The organism is Cryobacterium sp. TMT4-31, from assembly GCF_004403385.1.
Classification (GTDB): domain Bacteria; phylum Actinomycetota; class Actinomycetes; order Actinomycetales; family Microbacteriaceae; genus Cryobacterium; species Cryobacterium zongtaii.
Window position 1 is genome coordinate 144,198 of record NZ_SOGI01000044.1, and the last position, 15,801, is coordinate 159,998.

Consider the following 15,801-nt stretch of genomic DNA (forward strand, 5'->3'; position numbering starts at 1 on the left):
TGTGTCGCGGCCCTAGCCCAGGGCAGCGCGGCGCGTGGTGTGGCGGGTGGGTACGGCGGACCAGGGGTCCTCCGGCCAAGGGTGCTTCGGGTAGCGTCCGCGCATCTCCGCTCGCACCTGCGAGTACGGGCCTGCCCAGAAGGATGCGAGGTCGTCGGTCACGGCAAGGGGATGCCCGGCGGGGGAAAGCAAGTGGAACAACACCGGCACTCGTCCTCCGACGATTCGTGGGGTCTCTGCCCATCCGAAGCACTCCTGGAGTTTCACAGCCACAACGGGACGAGCCGACGAATCATCGGCGGGTGGGTAGCTGAGACGGACATGCGAACCGCTGGGAACCCGGAAGCGCTCCGGAACCAGAGCGTCAAGGTCGACCGCCGCGGGCCAGGGCAGGGTACGGCGGAGTGCAGGGGCAAGGTCGATGCGCGCGGCCGGAGTGCCGGCGGCCAGGTCTGAGAGCTCGGGGCCGAGCCAGGCATCGAGCGTAGCGAGCAGAACGGTGTCTGAGACATCCGGCCAGGGCGATCCGAGCTCGCGATACAGCAGCGCGAGGCGCCGCCGCAGAGCGTCCGCGGCGTCTGACCAGATGAACACTCCGAGGCCGTGCGCTGTGACGGCACGGCGGACGGCATCCCGTCCGCCATCGTCCGCCGGTACGCGCACCGGCACGGACGAGCGAATGATCGCACCGATCCGACGTTCGCGGCGGGCCACGACGCGCCCGTCCACGAACCGTGCTTCGACCCGGTCTGTGCAGAGATGGGGCGCCACCTGCTCCGCCTGGTTCTCGGAGATGACGGCGGCAGAGCGGATGAGTGCTCCGGTTCCTGCGGCCGCTCGTCCCTCTGCCCGAGTGACGTCCGCCACCGCCAACCAGTCGGCACTCGCGAGCTGACCGGTGATCCCGGCACGGGTGCCGGAGGCGAGAAGAAAGGTTGCACCGTTGGGCGATTGATCGACGCGGCGGGCGATCCACTCGGGAAAGGCGAGCGCGATGATCAGTCCGGTCTGATCAGCGCCTCCTCGCGTCGTGTCAATCGCCCCGGCGAAGCGCTCGAGACGGCGGACATCCTGCTCCCATCGGCGGGCATCCGGGCTTCGTCCAGTGCGCAGCGCGTTGAGAGCGGCCTGGGCGTCTCCGTCGTGAACGCGGAGGTCACCTGTGAGCAGCGCGATGACCTCGGCCGCTGTGCGCCCGCCGACCAGGTCACTCCCGGCGCGCAGTGCGCGGGCGAGGCGCGGAGCTGTCGGGACGCGGGCGAGCGCTCGGCCCTCGTCGGTGGCGCGGCCATCGGCATCGATCGCGCCGAGCCCACGCAGCGCGGCGAGGGCCTCGTCCAGGCTGCCAGACGGGAGCGGATCGACCAGCCGCAGGCCCACGCCACTTGGGGCGCCCCAGCAGGCGAGGAGCAGGGCTGCATCGGTGAGATCTGCCGCCTGGATCTCAGGGGTGGCGTGCGACGGCGCCGTGGCGAAGGTGCGCTCGTCGACGCAGCGGACCACGACGCCAGGCCCCTGCCGGGTGGCGCGCCCCGAGCGCTGGATGGCGGAGGCCTTGGGCGTCGGGCCGGTGACGAGACCGCTCATACCGCGTGCAGCATCCCGCTGCGGAGCACGAGACAGGCAGGTGTCGACGACCAGGCGTACGCCGGGCACGGTCAGAGAGGATTCGGCCAGTGACGTCGTGACGATGATCCGTGCCGCAGCATCGGGGCTCCGCCCACTGACCACCGTATCCTGCTCTGCGGCGGGGATCTGGCCGTGCAGTTCCCGCACGTCGAACTCCGCGGCGAGACCACGGATGCGTCCGGCGATCTCGGAGACCTCACGCGCACCCGGCGCGAAGACGAGAGCATCGGCGGCCGGATCGGTGCGCACGAGGGTGCGGTGTGCGGCAACCGCGGTGCTCGCGACGTGGTCGAGGAAAGCCCAGGTGACCCCCCGCTCATCCAGTCGAGGTGTGGGAGAGGGCGCCCAGCGCACCTCGAGCGGATGGGCCGGTGCGCTCTGGGTCACGATCGGGGCCGGGCCCGCATCCGTACCGAGAATTGACGCGAACCTCTCGGCGTCGAGGGTCGCGGACATCGCGATGAGGACGAGGTCGTCGCGCAGCTCGCGGACCTCGCCGAGTAGCCCGATCAGCAGGTCCGTCTCCAAAGCCCGTTCGTGCACTTCATCGATGATGACCGCATCGATCCCGTCGAGACCAGGGTCATCGAGCAGTCGGCGCAGGAGCACGCCGGCGGTAACGAACTCGATCAGGGTGGACGGACTCACCTGGCGTTCGCCACGGACGGTGTATCCGACGCGAGAGCCGAGAGAGGATCCGTCCAACTGCGCGAGTCGTCGGGCGGCAGCGCGGGCAGCGACCCGGCGTGGCTGAGTGACGATCACACGACCCGGAACCCGATCGGCGAGGATGGGCGGCACGAGTGTGGTCTTTCCCGTGCCCGGCGGCGCGCTGACGACCACGGTGCGGCTCCGATCAAGCGCAGCACTCAGATCATCGATCGCCGAGGCGAATGCGAGCCCGCGACCGAGTCTGGACGGATCGAACGAAAGACGGGTCACGTCCTCAGTCTGTCGCGTTTGGGGGGTGTGTGCTCACGTGTCGTAGGTACCGAGCCTCGGCTCTGGGCCCACGTGACTTGCCTCAGCGAGCCACTGGCCCGCTTCGGCAAGCGCCGATAAAGGCCTGACAGCGGGGATGGCCTCGCCTGTCAGGCCCTTTCGGTGTGCGGCGCGTCAGGCCCGGCCGGCCCGGTTCGCCAGACGGCTCACGACGTGCGCGGGTCCTCCGGGTCGGCGTCCGGCGCGAGAGCGGTATCCGGCGTCATGGCGTCGGGTTCGGCGTGGTCTGCCGCCGACGGGTGCGCCGACGACGTGTCCGCAGTGGGCTGCGGGTCCTGGGGCATCAGATCGCCCAGGTCCTGCATCTCTCCGATCTCCTCCGGGGTGAGTTCGCCCAGGTCGGGGCGGTCGACCAGGGGGGTCTGGCCGCGCGGTCGGCGTGGCCAGAAGGCACGTCGTTCTCGCGTCTGGATGGAGACGTTGCCGGCGGCATCCGTGATCGCGGCACTGATGCGGCCGTCCATCTGGTCGCCGAAGTGGTCGTCGAAGTTGTTCTCCAGATGGTTGGTGACGCTCTGGCTGATCCGGCGCGCCATCTCCTCCCGGCGGACCCGGCGTTCGACCTGCACGAGCACCTGGTGTTCGGCCCTGAAGGCCCGATAGGTGGCGATACACATGCCGATCATCACCACACTCACCGGGATGGCGGTGAGGATGGCGCCGGTCTGCAGCGCGGACAGGCCACCGGCGAGCAGGAGAGCGATCGCGACGACGCCGACCAGGCTGGCCCACAGGATACGGCTCCACTTGGGCGGATCGGTCTCGCCACCGGAGGCGAGCATATCGATCACGAGGGAGCCGGAATCGGCCGAGGTGATGAAGAAGATCGCGACGATCGCGACAGCCAACACCGCCAGCACGGGCCCGAACGGAAGCGCGGCGAGGAAGTCGAAGAGCACGTTCTCCGGCACGATCCCCACCTCGGGGTCGACCAGGGCCGCGGGGTCCTCCCACACCTGCTTGATAACGCTGCCACCCATCACGGCGAACCAGAGGAACGTGACAAGGGTCGGCACCAGGAGAACGCCGGCGACGAACTCGCGCACGGTGCGGCCACGGGAGATCCGGGCGATGAAGACACCGACGAACGGCGCCCAGGAAATCCACCAGCCCCAGTAGAAGACCGTCCAGCTGCCCTGCCAGTCCAGACCCGCCTGGCCGGTGAAGGCGCTGGCGTCGAAGGTGAGTCCGACGATGTTCTGCAAGTAGCCGCCGAGGGACTCCACGAAGACCCGCAGCAGGTACATCGTGGGGCCGAGCAGCAGGACGGCGACCAGGAAGAGCGCGGCCGCGCCGAGGTTGATGTTCGACAGCCACTTGATGCCCTTGCCGACGCCGCTGACGACGCTGGCGATGGCGATGAGGGTGATGATCACGATCAGGACCACCAGCAGGGTGTTGCTCACGGAATCGACGACGCCCAGGTGGCGCAGCCCCGCGGCGATCTGCTTGACACCGAGCCCGAGCGACGTGGCCACACCGAACAGGGTGCCCACGATCGCGGTGACGTCGATGGCATCGCCGAGGCGACCCTTCACCTTGTCGCCGAGCAGCGGTTCCAGGGCCCAACGGATCGAGACCGGCCGCCCCTTGCGGTGAATGGCATAGGCGAGGGACAGGCCGACCACGGCGTACACCGCCCAGGCGTGGAAGCCCCAGTGCAGGAAAGTCTGGGACATGGCTGCGGCCGCAAGTTCCGGGCGGCTGCCGTGCACGCCCGGCTTGGGCTCCAGGAAGTAGGTGAGCGGCTCGGCGGCGCCCCAGAACACCAGGCCGATGCCCATGCCCGCGGCGAAGAGCATCGAGAACCAGGACATCAGCCCGAATTCCGGCTTGTCGTCGTCCTGGCCGAGCTTGATGTCACCGAACCGGCTCAGCCCCATCCACAGTGCGAAGATGACGAAGAAGGCCACCAGCACGAGGTAGTACGGCCCGAGGCCGGCCACCACCAGGGTCTGCAATTGCGCGAGGACGGCGCCGGTGCGCACCGGGAAGAAGATGCTGACCAGGACGACGGCCACGATGATGCCCAACGCCGGATAGAAGATCCGCGGGGCCGGCACGTGCACCCCGAAACGTCGGGGCCGGCTGGTCGAGGCGGCTGCTGTTTGCGGGGCTGACGGGGACGGGGCGGCGCTGGGAGCGCCCGCCACGTCGGCGGGTTCAGTGGAGCTGATAGCGGACAACCAATCGGGTTGGGGCATCCGTTTAGCCGGGCGCTGCTCGGGTGTGGATGCCGGCGGCAGTGCGGGAAGATCAGGCAATTTTTACGGGGTGGGCGCCACTACGGCGGCCCGGGCAATCCTTCAGCCTACGAGGTCGAGGGTGCTCTTGGCCACCCGGGCAGGGTCTTTCGGCCCTGAAAAACGCCCCGGGCCGGCAAAACCCGACGGTACGCTACGGAGTGAGATCGCCCTGGGACGCGCGAACGACCCCGTTTCGCTCGTCAGGTGGCAGATGCGTCAAAGGAGTGGTTACTCGTGAAGGTTGGCATAGGGCGTGAACGCCGAGAGGGCGAAAAACGCGTCGCAGCAACACCGGAAACGGTGACCCAACTCACCGCGCTGGGTGTCGACGTCACCGTCGAAGCCGGCGCCGGACTGGCATCGGGCTACTCCGACGCCGCCTATGAGAAGGCCGGCGCGCAGCTGGTCGCGGACTTCGACGCCACCGCGTTCGATGTGCTCTGCCACGTGCGTCCGCTGAGTCCCCAGCTGGCCGCCACGCTACCGGCTGGAATCATCACGGTGGGTCTGGCGTCGCCGGCGTCCGAACTGCCCACGGTGGCAGCCCTGGCCGCCGCACAGGTCACATCGTTCGCGCTCGAACTGGTGCCACGTATCTCCCGGGCCCAGTCGATGGACGCGCTCACCTCGCAGGCCCTGGTCGCCGGCTACCGGGCCGTGCTCGAAGCCACCATCCGGTTCCCCCGGTTCTTCCCGCTCTACATGACCGCGGCCGGCACCATTCCGCCGGCCCGGGCGCTCGTGCTCGGCGCCGGCGTCGCCGGACTGCAGGCCATCGGCACCGCCAAGCGCCTCGGCGCCAGGGTCTCCGCCTATGACGTGCGGCCGGCGTCGGCCGACGAGGTCACCTCGATGGGCGGCACCTTCATCACCCTCGACCTGGCCGCCGTCGAAGGCACCGGCGGTTACGCCAGCGAACTGGCCGAGGACCGCGCCGTGCGCCAGCGCGAACTGCTGGCCCCACACGTGGCCAAGGCGGATGTGCTCATCACCACCGCCGCGATCCCCGGCCGGCCGGCCCCGCTGTTGGTGACCCGGGAGATGGTCGCGGCCATGCCCGCCGGTTCCGTGGTCATCGACCTCGCCGCCGAAACCGGCGGCAACGTCGAGGGCGTACTCCCCGGCGTCGACCAGCTGGTGCCCACCGCGGCCGGTGACGGCTTCGTCACCCTCGTCGGCATGCAGGACGCCGCCTCCGCGATGGCCTCCGACGCATCGCGGCTGTACGCCAAGAACGTCGCCAACCTGCTCGCGCTGATGATTCATGACGGCCAGATCGTACCCGACTTCACCGACGAGGTCATCGCCGGAGCCTGTCTCACCACCGGCGGCGAGGTGCGGCACGCACCGACAGCTGCCGCGCTGGAAGGAAAGAACTGATGGATCCGATCACTCTGCTCACGGTCATCGTGTTGACCGTCTTCGTCGGCTTCGAGGTGGTCTCCAAGGTGTCCAGCACCCTGCACACCCCCCTGATGAGCGGCGCCAACGCCATCCACGGCATCATCCTGATCGGCGCGATCATCGTCGCCGGCCAGCTGGACGACCCGTGGCTGATATTCGTGGCCCTACTCGCCGTCGCCCTCGCCACCGCCAACCTCGTCGGCGGTTTCGTCGTCACCGACCGGATGCTGGGCATGTTCCGCGGCCGGAAGCCCGCCGCCACCCCGAAGGACACCACCAAATGAGCCTCCTGTCCGCCGAGTGGACCGCACTGCTCTACCTGGCCGCGGCCGTCTGCTTCATCCTCGCCCTCAAGGGCCTGAGCTCGCCCCGCACCGCCCGCCGCGGCAATCTGATCGGCGCCGCCGGCGCCACCCTCGCCGTGATCACGGTGTTCCTGTCGGCCAAGCTCGACAACATCCCGCTGATCCTGCTGGCGATCGCGGTGGGATCCGCGATCGCGGCACCCATCTCCCGTCGGGTGCAGATGACTCAGATGCCCCAACTGGTGGCACTGTTCAACGGCGTCGGCGGCGGCGCCGCTGCGCTGGTCGCGATGCTCGAACTCGGGCACAGTGAAGGCCCCTGGGTGCTCGTGGCGGTGGTCTTCACCATGCTCGTCGGCGCGGTCTCGTTCGCCGGTTCCGCGATCACCGTGGCCAAGCTGCAGGAACTGATCACCACCCGCCCGGTGGTGTTCCCCGGCATGAAGTGGGTCATGACCCTCGCGGTCGTGGCAGCCCTCGTCATCGGCGGGCTCGTCGTGGCAACGGGGTCCACCGGCTGGGCGCTGCTGCTCCTGGTACTCGGCCTGGTCGTCGGCCTGCTGCTCGTGTTGCCCGTCGGCGGCGCCGATGTGCCCATCGTCATCTCGCTGCTCAACGCCTTCACCGGACTCGCGGTCGCGGCATCCGGTGTGGTGTTGGACAACGTGCTGCTCGTGGTCGCCGGCACCCTGGTCGGTGCCAGCGGTACCATCCTCACCCGAGCCATGGCCTCCGCCATGGGGCGTGGCGTCAGCGGCATCATGTTCGGCGCTTTCCGCGGCGGCTCGACCGCCGGCTCCACAACGCAGAGCGACCGCCCGGTGCGCTCCTCGAACCCCGAGGACGTCGCCGTGATGCTCGCTTACGCGCAGCGTGTGGTGATCGTGCCCGGCTACGGCCTGGCCGTGGCCCAGGGTCAGCACACCATCGCCGAGCTCGCCACGACCCTCGAGGCGCGCGGCGTCGACGTGGCCTTCGCGATCCATCCCGTCGCCGGGCGGATGCCCGGACACATGAACGTGCTGCTCGCCGAGGCCAACGTGCCCTACGAGTCGCTCAAGGAGATGGCCGAGGTCAACCCCGAGTTCAAGAACACCGATGTGGTGCTCGTGGTCGGCGCGAACGACGTCGTCAACCCGGCCGCGAAGACCTCGCCGGGCGCGCCGATCTACGGGATGCCGATCCTCGAGGTCGAAGAGGGCCGCCAGATCGTCTTCCTCAAGCGGTCGATGCGCCCGGGCTTCGCCGGCATCGAGAACGAGCTGCTCTTCGACCCGAAGACCACGCTGCTGTTCGGTGACGCCAAGGACTCGCTCACCAAGGTGCTCGGCGCCGTCAACGCCCTCTGACCCGGGCTGCGCCCCTTCGACACTGCAAGGCGGGGCGACTCAGCGCCTCGGAGGACAGAGCGCGGCTCAGCCGACGGTTCCCCAAAGGTTGCGATCGGCGAGCACCGACCGCAGCCGCGCCTTGGCGTGGTTCGACCGCACGATCCAGCGGGCATCCGGGTCGTCGCTGGCGGTCAGCGCGCGGAAAGCGGTGAGGCCCGCCGCCGGGCTCGCGGCGATCGCCACGCTCCAGCCGTAGCCCAGGGCCTGGCGCAGCACCCGGTGCGCCTCGCGGGCGCGCACAGGGTCGTTCGGGTTCGGTTCGCCGCGAAGCAGCAGGGCCGTGGCCCGGTCGCAGACCCGCACTGCCAGCGCCTGGGCGTCGTCATCGGCCAACAGCCGTGGCTCACAGATCGCGGCCACGGCGGCGCGCGCCAGCCAGGCGTCCATGGACTCCGACCAGTCCTCCACGACGGCGTGAATCAGGGCCGGGTCGGCGTCCCCGATCAGCTGCAGCGCCCGCGCGGCGCCCTCCCGTACCCGCCAACGCTCGTCGGCGGCGGCCCGACGAAGTGCCGTGAGGGCAGCGGGCCGCTCGTCGGGGGAGAGCGCGAGCCGTCCGAGCCCCTCGGTGCCGCAGAATGCCAGATACTCGTCGGCCGAATCGACCAGGCTCCAGATCAGTTCGGCCGGCGCCGTACCGGCGAACGCATCGGCGAGCGGGAGGTTGGCCCGCGGGCCCGGCAGGCCGGAGCGACCGGTGAGGAAACCGGGCACCTCGGCCGGCGCCCGGGCCAGCAGGCCCGCCAACGCGGCCGCGTCTTCCCCGGGGCTGACCCGCACGCTGCCGGCCGGTACGTTCGAAGTGACCACCGTTGGACCCCCTGTCCCGCCCGACGGTAGTCGCGGATGCCGGCGCCCGCTACGCCCGGGCACCGAACCCGGCCGAATGCGCCGCGTAGACTGGCAGGACTCCCTGCGACGAAAGAGGTGCCCGCGTGGCGCATGCCCCGGCAGCAGCCGTCATCGGTACCCGGTACTGGACCGTGCCCATAACGCGCGCCATCGTGGCCTTCGTGCCGGCGGCCGTGATCACGTTCAACGCCGACCACTCCGCCGGTTTCGGGCTCGTCGCGTTCGGCGCCTTCGCGCTGGTCAGCGGCCTGATCACCGGGCTGCTCAGCTGGAAGACCGTCACCGACCCCCGCGACCGCAGCATTTTCGCTGTTCAGGGCGCGGTCGGTGTGCTCGCCGGCGTGCTCGCGCTGGCGATGTCCGCCGGCGGGCTGGGCTTCTTCCTCTACATCGTCTCGGTGTGGGCTGCGGTCACCGGCGCTCTCGAGCTGTACACGGGCATCCGCGTCCGCGGACGTGGCCAGGTCGCCCGCGACTGGCTGGTCGTCGGTTCTCTCACCGCGGTGCTCGCGCTGGTGTTCCTGTTGCTGCCGCCGCACGCCGTCGTCGCGGTCGGGCTGCTCGGCGCCTACCTGGTGATCATCGGCGTCTACCTGGTCATCGCCGGCGTCTCCCTTTCTTCTGCGCACGCGGATGCGCCGCGCGACCTGGCCTCCTCCTCCACAGATTCGGACACCCCGTGACCCAGAACAGCCCACACAAGCCCAGCCGGTCCGAGATCCTCAAGCCCGTCGAGCTGGTCGCCATCTCCGCCGGAATGGGGCTCTTCGTCGGGCTCACCATCCTGCTGGCCACCCGCAACTGGGCGCTGTCGTCGATCGCTTTGGGCATCACCTTCATCGTGGCCCTGGTCGTCATCGCGATGCTCGCGCTGGGCATGAAGCCCGACGCGGCCGAGAAAAGCGACCTCGACGAGCAGAACAAGACCGGCGAGACCCCGGGTCACTAGCCTCCTCCGCCGCCCGCAGGGTGCTTTAATGGGCCCATTGTGGTCCGCTTCCCGGCGTTTCCTCCCCTGACGGGGCAGCCATGACCACAGACGGCTTGGCCGGCCCCGCCCCGGCGAGTCCAGACCGGCCCTATGCCCGCACCGTCGAGGCCGTGTGCGCCGACCTGCACACCAGCCGGCACGGTCTCGACGAGGCCGAGGCCGCCGCACGGCTGGTCCGGTTCGGCCCCAACGCCCTGCCCGTCGTCGCGAAGAAGAACCCGGTGCTTCGCTTCCTCGGCCACTTCAACGACGTGCTCATCTACGTGCTGCTCGGCTCCGCAGTGCTCACGATGGTGTTCGGCGACTGGGTGGACGCGTCGGTGATCCTGGCGGTGGCCGTGATCAACGCGGTGATCGGGTTCCTGCAGGAGGGCCGGGCGGAGAAGGCGCTCGACGGGATCCGCCGGATGCTGTCGCTGAACGCGAAGGCCCGCCGCGGCGGACACTGGGTGAACACCGACGCCGCGACCCTCGTGCCCGGCGACATCGTGCGGGTGAAGTCCGGCGACAAGGTGCCCGCCGACCTGCGTCTGATCGAGGGCACCAATCTCAGGGTCGAGGAGTCCGCGCTGACCGGCGAATCCGTGCCGGCCGGCAAGGACGTCGCCGCCGTCGCGGCGGATGCCGGTGTCGGGGACCGGCACTGCATGCTCTTCTCCGGCACCATCGTGGCGGCGGGCAGCGGCCGGGGCGTGGTGACCGGCACCGGATCGGACACCGAGATCGGCCGCATCCAGACCCTGGTCACCGACACCGAGGCCCTGGCCACCCCGTTGACCCGGCATCTGGATGTCTTCAGCACCCGTATCTCGCTGGGCATCCTCGCCGTTTCCGGGCTGATGCTCGTGATCGGCCGGCTGGTGCACGACCGCGGTTTTGCCGACCTCTTCGCCGCCACCATCGGCTTCGCGGTGGCGGCGGTGCCGGAGGGGCTGCCGGCACTCGTCACCATCACGCTGGCCCTCGGCGTGCGGCAGATGGCCACCCACAACGCCATCGTGCGGAAGCTCACCGCCGTGGAGACCCTCGGGTCGGTGACCACGGTGTGCACCGACAAGACCGGCACCCTCACCCGTAACGAGATGACGGTACGCACCGTGATCACCGGTGCGGCCCGGTACGAGGTACTGGGGATCGGCTACGAGCCCGACGGCGCGGTCCTCAGGGACGGCCGGCCCGTGACCGTGGCCGACCAGGACGACCTGGCCCGGCTGGTGGAGGTCATGGCCGTCTGCAACGACGCCAGGGTCAGCGCCGACGACGGCGTCTGGCGGGTGGTCGGCGAACCGACCGAGGGGGCGCTCTGCACCCTCGGGCACAAGGCCGGTTTCGACCCGGCGGGCTTCGATCGGCTGGCCGTGATCCCGTTCGAGTCGGCCAACAAGTTCATGGCCACCCTCAACCGGTGGGACGACGAGCCCGCACGCATCCTGGTCAAGGGCGCACCGGCCCGGCTGCTCGAGCGGTGCAGCAGGCAGCTGGATGCCGCGGGGCTGCCGGAACCCCTCGACGAGGCCTTCTGGGAGCAGCAGGTCGACGAGCTCAGCTCCACCGGGCTGCGAGTCCTCGGCGCGGCCGTCGGCGACGCCCCGGCCGACCTGAGCGCCCTGCACCTGGGCGATGTCGAGGACGGCCTGCTGTTCCTCGGCGTGGTCGGCATCGTGGATCCGCCCCGGCCGGAGGCCATCGCGGCGATCGGGATCATGCACGCCGCCGGCATCCGGGTGAAGATGATCACCGGCGACCACCACGGCACGGCCGTCGCGATCGCCAAGGAAATGGGCATCGTGACCGGTGAACCCCGGGTGCTCACCGGTGGCGAGCTGCAGAGACTCTCCCAGGACCGGCTGGCACGGGTGGTGCGCGACGTCGACGTGTTCGCCCGCACCAGCCCTGAGCACAAGTTGCGCATCGTGAAGGCGCTGCAATCGTACGGTGAGGTCGTCGCGATGACCGGTGACGGCGTCAACGACGCCCCGGCACTGCGCCGGGCGGATGTGGGCGTGGCGATGGGCATCAAGGGCACGGAAGCCACCAAGGAGGCCGCCGACATCGTGCTGGCCGACGACAACTTCGCCACCATCCAGAAGGCCGTCGAAGAGGGCCGGCGGATCAGGGACAACCTGCAGAAATCGATCATCTTCATCCTGCCCACCACCGCGGCCCAGTCGCTGGTGGTGCTGCTGGCGGTGCTGTTCGGTTTTGCGCTGCCACTGCAGCCCACCCAGATCCTCTGGGTGAACCTGATCACCGCCGTCACCCTGTCGCTCGCCCTGGCCACCGAACCCGCCGAACCCGGCATCATGCTGCGCCGGCCCCGGCCGGCCGGCGGCGCGGTGCTCGACTCCGAATACCTGGGCAGGCTGCTCTGGGTCTCGGTGCTGATCACGGCCGCGACCATCGGGGTGTTCTTCTACGAGCTGTCGATCGGGTCGCCGCGCGCGGTAGCGCAGACCACCGCCGTGACGATGCTGGTGCTCAGCCAGCTCGTGTTCCTGTTCAACTGCCGGTTCCTGCGCGCGTCGAGCCTCACCCCGGCCGTGCTGCGCGGGAATCGGTCGGTGTGGATCTCGGTAGGCACGATGCTCGTGCTGCAGCTGGTCTTCATCTACACGCCGGTGATGAACGTATGGTTCAGCTCCACACCAATCGGCCTACGCGAGTGGGTGTACACGCTGGGCCTTGCCCTGGTGATCTTCCTGCTCGTCGAAGTCAACAAGCTGATCGGCCGGCGCGGGGCGCGCCGCCGCGCGGACAGTGCGGCGGGATCCCGGGGCGCAGCACCCCGGGATGCCCGGCCGTCGGACGGTCAGCCCAGGTAATCCACCAGCGGGTCAGCCAGGCCCACGTAGCCGGCCGGCGTCAGCTCGAGCAGGCGGGCCTTGGCGGCGTCGCCGATCTCGAGTTCCTGCACGAACGCGACCAGGTCGGCGCGGTTGATCCGCTTGCCGCGGGTGAGTTCCTTGAGCAGCGCATACGGGTCGGCGATGGTGGAGCGCCCGGAGCTGACCTCGGCGCGGATGACCGTCTGGATGGCCTCGCCGAGGATCTCCCAGTTGGTGTCCAGGTCGTGGGCGAGCAGCTCGCGGTCCAGGTCGATCTCGCCCAAGCCCCGCACCAGGTTGTCCAGTGCGAGCAACGAGTGCCCGAAACCGACGCCGATGTTGCGCTGGGTGGTGGAATCGGTCAGGTCGCGCTGCAGCCTGGAGGTGACCAGGGTGGCGGCCAGCGAATCCAGCAGGGCGCTGGAGAGTTCGAGGTTGGCCTCGGCGTTCTCGAACCGGATCGGGTTGATCTTGTGCGGCATGGTCGACGATCCGGTGGCGCCGGCCTGCGGCACCTGACGGAAGTAGCCGATCGAGATGTAGGTCCAGACATCCGTGGCGAGGTTGTGCAGCACCCGGTTGGCGTGCGACACCTTGCCGTACAGCTCGGCCTGCCAGTCGTGCGACTCGATCTGGGTGGTCAGCGGGTTCCAGCCCAGGCCCAGGCCCTCGACGAACTCGCGGGACACCGACGGCCAGTCCACGGCGGGATCCGCGGCGACGTGCGCGGCGAAGGTGCCGGTGGCGCCGCTGAACTTGCCGAGGTACTCGTTGGCCTCGATCTGCTTCTGGATCCGCTCGAGCCTGTACACGAAGACCGCCAGCTCCTTGCCCATGGTGGTGGGCGTGGCGGGCTGGCCGTGGGTGCGGGCCAGCATGGCGTCGGCACGGTAGTCGCCGGCCAGGGCGCGGAGGGCGCCGATCAGGGCGCGGAACTTGGGCAGCCAGACCTCACGCACGGCGTCGGAGACCGTGAGGGCGTAGGCGAGGTTGTTGATGTCCTCACTGGTGGCGGCGAAGTGGGTCAGTTCGCTGATCGATTCGAGGCCCAGCGGCACCAGGCGGCGGCGCACGAGGTACTCCACGGCCTTGACGTCGTGCCGGGTGACGGCCTCGAGGGCGGCCAGTTCGTCGATCTCGGCCTGACCGAAGTCGGTGACGAGGGCGCGGAGGCCTGACTTCTGGTCGACGGTGAGCGGCGTGGATCCGAACAGGCTGCGGTCGGTGAGGGTGATCAACCACTCCACCTCGACCTTGACCCTGGCCCGGTTCAGTCCGGCCTCAGACAGGTACTCGCCCAGTTCGGTGACGGCGGCTTGATACCGGCCGTCGAGTGGACTGAGGACCTGCGGGGGTAGAGGACTCATCGGACTCCCTGTCTGATTGCGGGTGCGAGCTGCGCGAAGAGCGCAAAATTGGCTCTCTCAATCATGCCTAATACGGAGTCAAACAGCGCATCGTCGGAATAGTAGGGGTCGGGCACGTCCCGCAGAGTGGCCTGATCCCGGTCGAAGCTGAGCAGCAGGCGCACCTTGTTGCGGTCCCGTTCGGTCGGCGCCCAATTGCGCAGGATGCGTTCCTGCGACCTGTCGAGCACCACGACGAGGTCGAGGTCGTCGAACCAGCCCGCGTCGAATTGGCGGGCCCGGTGGTGACTGCCGTCGTAGCCGCGCTTGGCCAACGCCGAGATCGTGCGGGTGTCGGCCTGCTCGCCGACGTGCCAGTCGCCGGTGCCCGCGGAGCTCGTCGTGATGAGCCGACCCAGTCCGGAGCGCGTGACGAGGTCGCGCAGCATCACCTCGGCCATGGGCGACCGGCAGATATTGCCGGTGCAGACGAAAATGATCCGGAATGGCGTCGACTCATCTGGACTGAGCGCCGCGAAATTCATGTGTCCATTGTGTTCCACATTCCCCTCCTCCACATCCGCGGTCCTGGGCAAATTTTCCCCGGATTGAGCGCGGACCACGCGGCCACGACCGGGCCGGCCCAGGGTGGGCCGCACAGTCTGGACCGAGGAGGCGCGGTGGAATCACTGGGTGGCAGCATCCTGCCGGATGCAGGCACGGGGCCGGATGCCGAGACCCTCGCGCGGCTGCGCGAGCAACGGCGGCTGTTGAGAGGGGTGCGGGACGGTGTGGAGGAATCGGGGCGTCGGCTGGCGGGCCAGGCGTCCGGCGGGGCCTGGCGGTCGCCGGCCCAACGGGCGTACGGCACCCGCCTGGGTGAGCTGGGCCTTGACCTGGCCGGGGTCTGGCGAGCCCTGGACGATGCGCTGTGGGCCGTGGATGAGGCCATCGACCGGCTGAAGGCAGCGCTGTGACCGGCTCGGGCGCTGCGCCCGGGGGACACGACGGGACCCTGACGGTGTCCGGCGGCGGCAGCATCCAGGTCGCCACCGACACCGTGTTCGCCGAGATGGCGGCGCTGCGCCTGGTGCAGCAGGAGGCGGAGCAGTGGCAGTGGCAAATCGGCCGGGTGCGGGCGTTGGGTGTCGGTTCGGCGCCGAGCTGGCAACCGGACGACCTCGGCGCCTGCGTGTTCGGCGCGTCCGTGGCGATAGACGCGATTGCCGCACGGAGCCACGAGCTGGCCGAGGCCCTTGAGCAGGCCGCCGAGGAGTACGGTCGCCTGGAGTCCGGTCTTGACCTGGTGCTGCAGGGTACGGGCGCCTGGATGGCGCACACCCTGGGGGTGCTGGCGCCGGTGCTGGTGCTGTCCTTGGCGTCGCCGCTGGCCTACCTGGCCGCCGGCTCGCTGCTGTCCACTGCGGCGCTGGGACGCACACCGTCGGTGCTGCCGCCGTCGCTCACCGACTGGCTGCGGGAGAATCCGCGGCGGCTCACCGACCCGGGGACGGTCGCAGTGGTCCGGGTGCTCGTGGGCTCGGCCGATGATGCGGTGCTGGGCCGGCTGGGCGTGCCGTACCCGGTGGCCGCGGCACTTGGTGATGCGGGTGCCGGCCTGCTCGGGGCACCGTTTTCGGCAATCGGGCTACTCGTCGCGGCGCGGGCGGCGGGGATGTTGCGCGAGTCGCCCGTGCGGGTGGCACAGGTGGGATCCTCGGCCACCCCGGCGGGCGGGGCCGGGGCCGAACGACCAGGCCCGGCCGGCGGTGTCGGGGCCGGCCCGCTGGCCCTGCCCCTGCGGGGCCCC

The 15,801-nt window shown here is 69.8% G+C and carries 13 protein-coding genes; 8 read left to right on the plus strand and 5 right to left on the minus strand.

The genetic code is table 11. The features are described 5' to 3' along the window. Nucleotides 1-12: 12 nt before the first annotated feature. Both hrpB and E3T19_RS11200 read right to left on the minus strand, forming a co-directional pair. Nucleotides 13-2,571, minus strand: coding sequence for an ATP-dependent helicase HrpB (hrpB, locus tag E3T19_RS11195; protein ID WP_134408815.1), 2,559 nt, complete (start codon nucleotides 2,569-2,571; stop codon nucleotides 13-15). A 206-nt stretch (nucleotides 2,572-2,777) separates the two neighbouring features. After that, nucleotides 2,778-4,835 carry a BCCT family transporter gene (locus tag E3T19_RS11200; RefSeq protein ID WP_134408816.1) on the minus strand — a complete coding sequence of 686 codons (2,058 nt, stop codon included), beginning with the start codon at nucleotides 4,833-4,835 and terminating at the stop codon, nucleotides 2,778-2,780. Between the two features lie 276 nt (nucleotides 4,836-5,111). Between E3T19_RS11200 and E3T19_RS11205 the strand changes: the two genes are divergently transcribed. Genes E3T19_RS11205 through E3T19_RS11215 form a run of 3 tightly spaced genes read left to right on the plus strand, consistent with a single transcriptional unit; the run spans nucleotide 5,112 to nucleotide 7,935 of the window. Further along, nucleotides 5,112-6,257, plus strand: a complete 1,146-nt coding sequence (locus E3T19_RS11205) for an NAD(P) transhydrogenase subunit alpha (RefSeq protein WP_134408817.1) — start codon at nucleotides 5,112-5,114, stop codon at nucleotides 6,255-6,257. Further along, nucleotides 6,257-6,565 (plus strand): NAD(P) transhydrogenase subunit alpha, encoded by a 309-nt coding sequence (locus E3T19_RS11210; protein ID WP_103460053.1) that lies wholly within the window; start codon nucleotides 6,257-6,259, stop codon nucleotides 6,563-6,565. Before E3T19_RS11205 ends, E3T19_RS11210 begins: the two co-directional genes overlap by 1 nt. Continuing rightward, complete coding sequence (locus E3T19_RS11215) at nucleotides 6,562-7,935, plus strand: NAD(P)(+) transhydrogenase (Re/Si-specific) subunit beta (protein ID WP_088457758.1); 1,374 nt, start codon at nucleotides 6,562-6,564, stop codon at nucleotides 7,933-7,935. Before E3T19_RS11210 ends, E3T19_RS11215 begins: the two co-directional genes overlap by 4 nt. Before the next feature lie 66 nt (nucleotides 7,936-8,001). On the opposite strand, the gene E3T19_RS11220 is transcribed toward E3T19_RS11215, so the two are convergent. Further along, nucleotides 8,002-8,787: a HEAT repeat domain-containing protein gene (locus E3T19_RS11220; protein ID WP_198418782.1), complete on the minus strand. Its 786-nt coding sequence runs from the start codon at nucleotides 8,785-8,787 to the stop codon at nucleotides 8,002-8,004. Nucleotides 8,788-8,912: 125 nt separating this feature from the next. Between E3T19_RS11220 and E3T19_RS11225 the strand changes: the two genes are divergently transcribed. The 3 genes from E3T19_RS11225 to E3T19_RS11235 all read left to right on the plus strand — a co-directional run bounded on the left by E3T19_RS11225 (nucleotide 8,913) and on the right by E3T19_RS11235 (nucleotide 12,642). After that, nucleotides 8,913-9,512, plus strand: coding sequence for a DUF308 domain-containing protein (locus E3T19_RS11225; RefSeq protein ID WP_134408818.1), 600 nt, complete (start codon nucleotides 8,913-8,915; stop codon nucleotides 9,510-9,512). Next, the gene (locus tag E3T19_RS11230) at nucleotides 9,509-9,778 is read left to right on the plus strand and encodes a hypothetical protein (RefSeq protein WP_088457756.1); all 270 of its coding nucleotides are present in this window, start codon (nucleotides 9,509-9,511) and stop codon (nucleotides 9,776-9,778) included. Before E3T19_RS11225 ends, E3T19_RS11230 begins: the two co-directional genes overlap by 4 nt. A gap of 80 nt (nucleotides 9,779-9,858) precedes the next feature. Beyond that, nucleotides 9,859-12,642 (plus strand): HAD-IC family P-type ATPase, encoded by a 2,784-nt coding sequence (locus tag E3T19_RS11235; protein WP_134408819.1) that lies wholly within the window; start codon nucleotides 9,859-9,861, stop codon nucleotides 12,640-12,642. Here E3T19_RS11235 and purB read toward each other — a convergent pair. Together purB and E3T19_RS11245 are read right to left on the minus strand one after the other, a co-directional pair. Then, nucleotides 12,630-14,012, minus strand: coding sequence for an adenylosuccinate lyase (gene purB, locus E3T19_RS11240; protein WP_088457754.1), 1,383 nt, complete (start codon nucleotides 14,010-14,012; stop codon nucleotides 12,630-12,632). The genes E3T19_RS11235 and purB overlap by 13 nt on opposite strands. Further along, complete coding sequence (locus E3T19_RS11245; RefSeq protein ID WP_088457753.1) at nucleotides 14,009-14,536, minus strand: low molecular weight protein-tyrosine-phosphatase; 528 nt, start codon at nucleotides 14,534-14,536, stop codon at nucleotides 14,009-14,011. The genes purB and E3T19_RS11245 overlap by 4 nt, the downstream gene beginning before the upstream one ends. Before the next feature lie 135 nt (nucleotides 14,537-14,671). On the opposite strand from E3T19_RS11245, the gene E3T19_RS11250 reads away from it, so the two are divergent. Next, nucleotides 14,672-14,968, plus strand: coding sequence for a hypothetical protein (locus tag E3T19_RS11250; RefSeq protein ID WP_134408820.1), 297 nt, complete (start codon nucleotides 14,672-14,674; stop codon nucleotides 14,966-14,968). Next, a partial coding sequence (locus tag E3T19_RS11255) for a hypothetical protein (protein ID WP_198418783.1) occupies nucleotides 14,965-15,801 on the plus strand: 837 nt, incomplete at its 3' end. The genes E3T19_RS11250 and E3T19_RS11255, both read left to right, overlap by 4 nt.

Bases quoted from the DNA above. Each gene is read 5' to 3' on its own strand.
- E3T19_RS11245 (WP_088457753.1), bottom strand. From the start codon at position 14,536: ATGAATTTCGCGGCGCTCAGTCCAGATGAGTCGACGCCATTCCGGATC.
- E3T19_RS11200 (WP_134408816.1), bottom strand. From the start codon at position 4,835: ATGCCCCAACCCGATTGGTTGTCCGCTATCAGCTCCACTGAACCCGCC.
- E3T19_RS11210 (WP_103460053.1), top strand. From the start codon at position 6,257: ATGGATCCGATCACTCTGCTCACGGTCATCGTGTTGACCGTCTTCGTC.
- purB (WP_088457754.1), bottom strand. From the start codon at position 14,012: ATGAGTCCTCTACCCCCGCAGGTCCTCAGTCCACTCGACGGCCGGTAT.
- E3T19_RS11215 (WP_088457758.1), top strand. From the start codon at position 6,562: ATGAGCCTCCTGTCCGCCGAGTGGACCGCACTGCTCTACCTGGCCGCG.
- E3T19_RS11235 (WP_134408819.1), top strand. From the start codon at position 9,859: ATGACCACAGACGGCTTGGCCGGCCCCGCCCCGGCGAGTCCAGACCGG.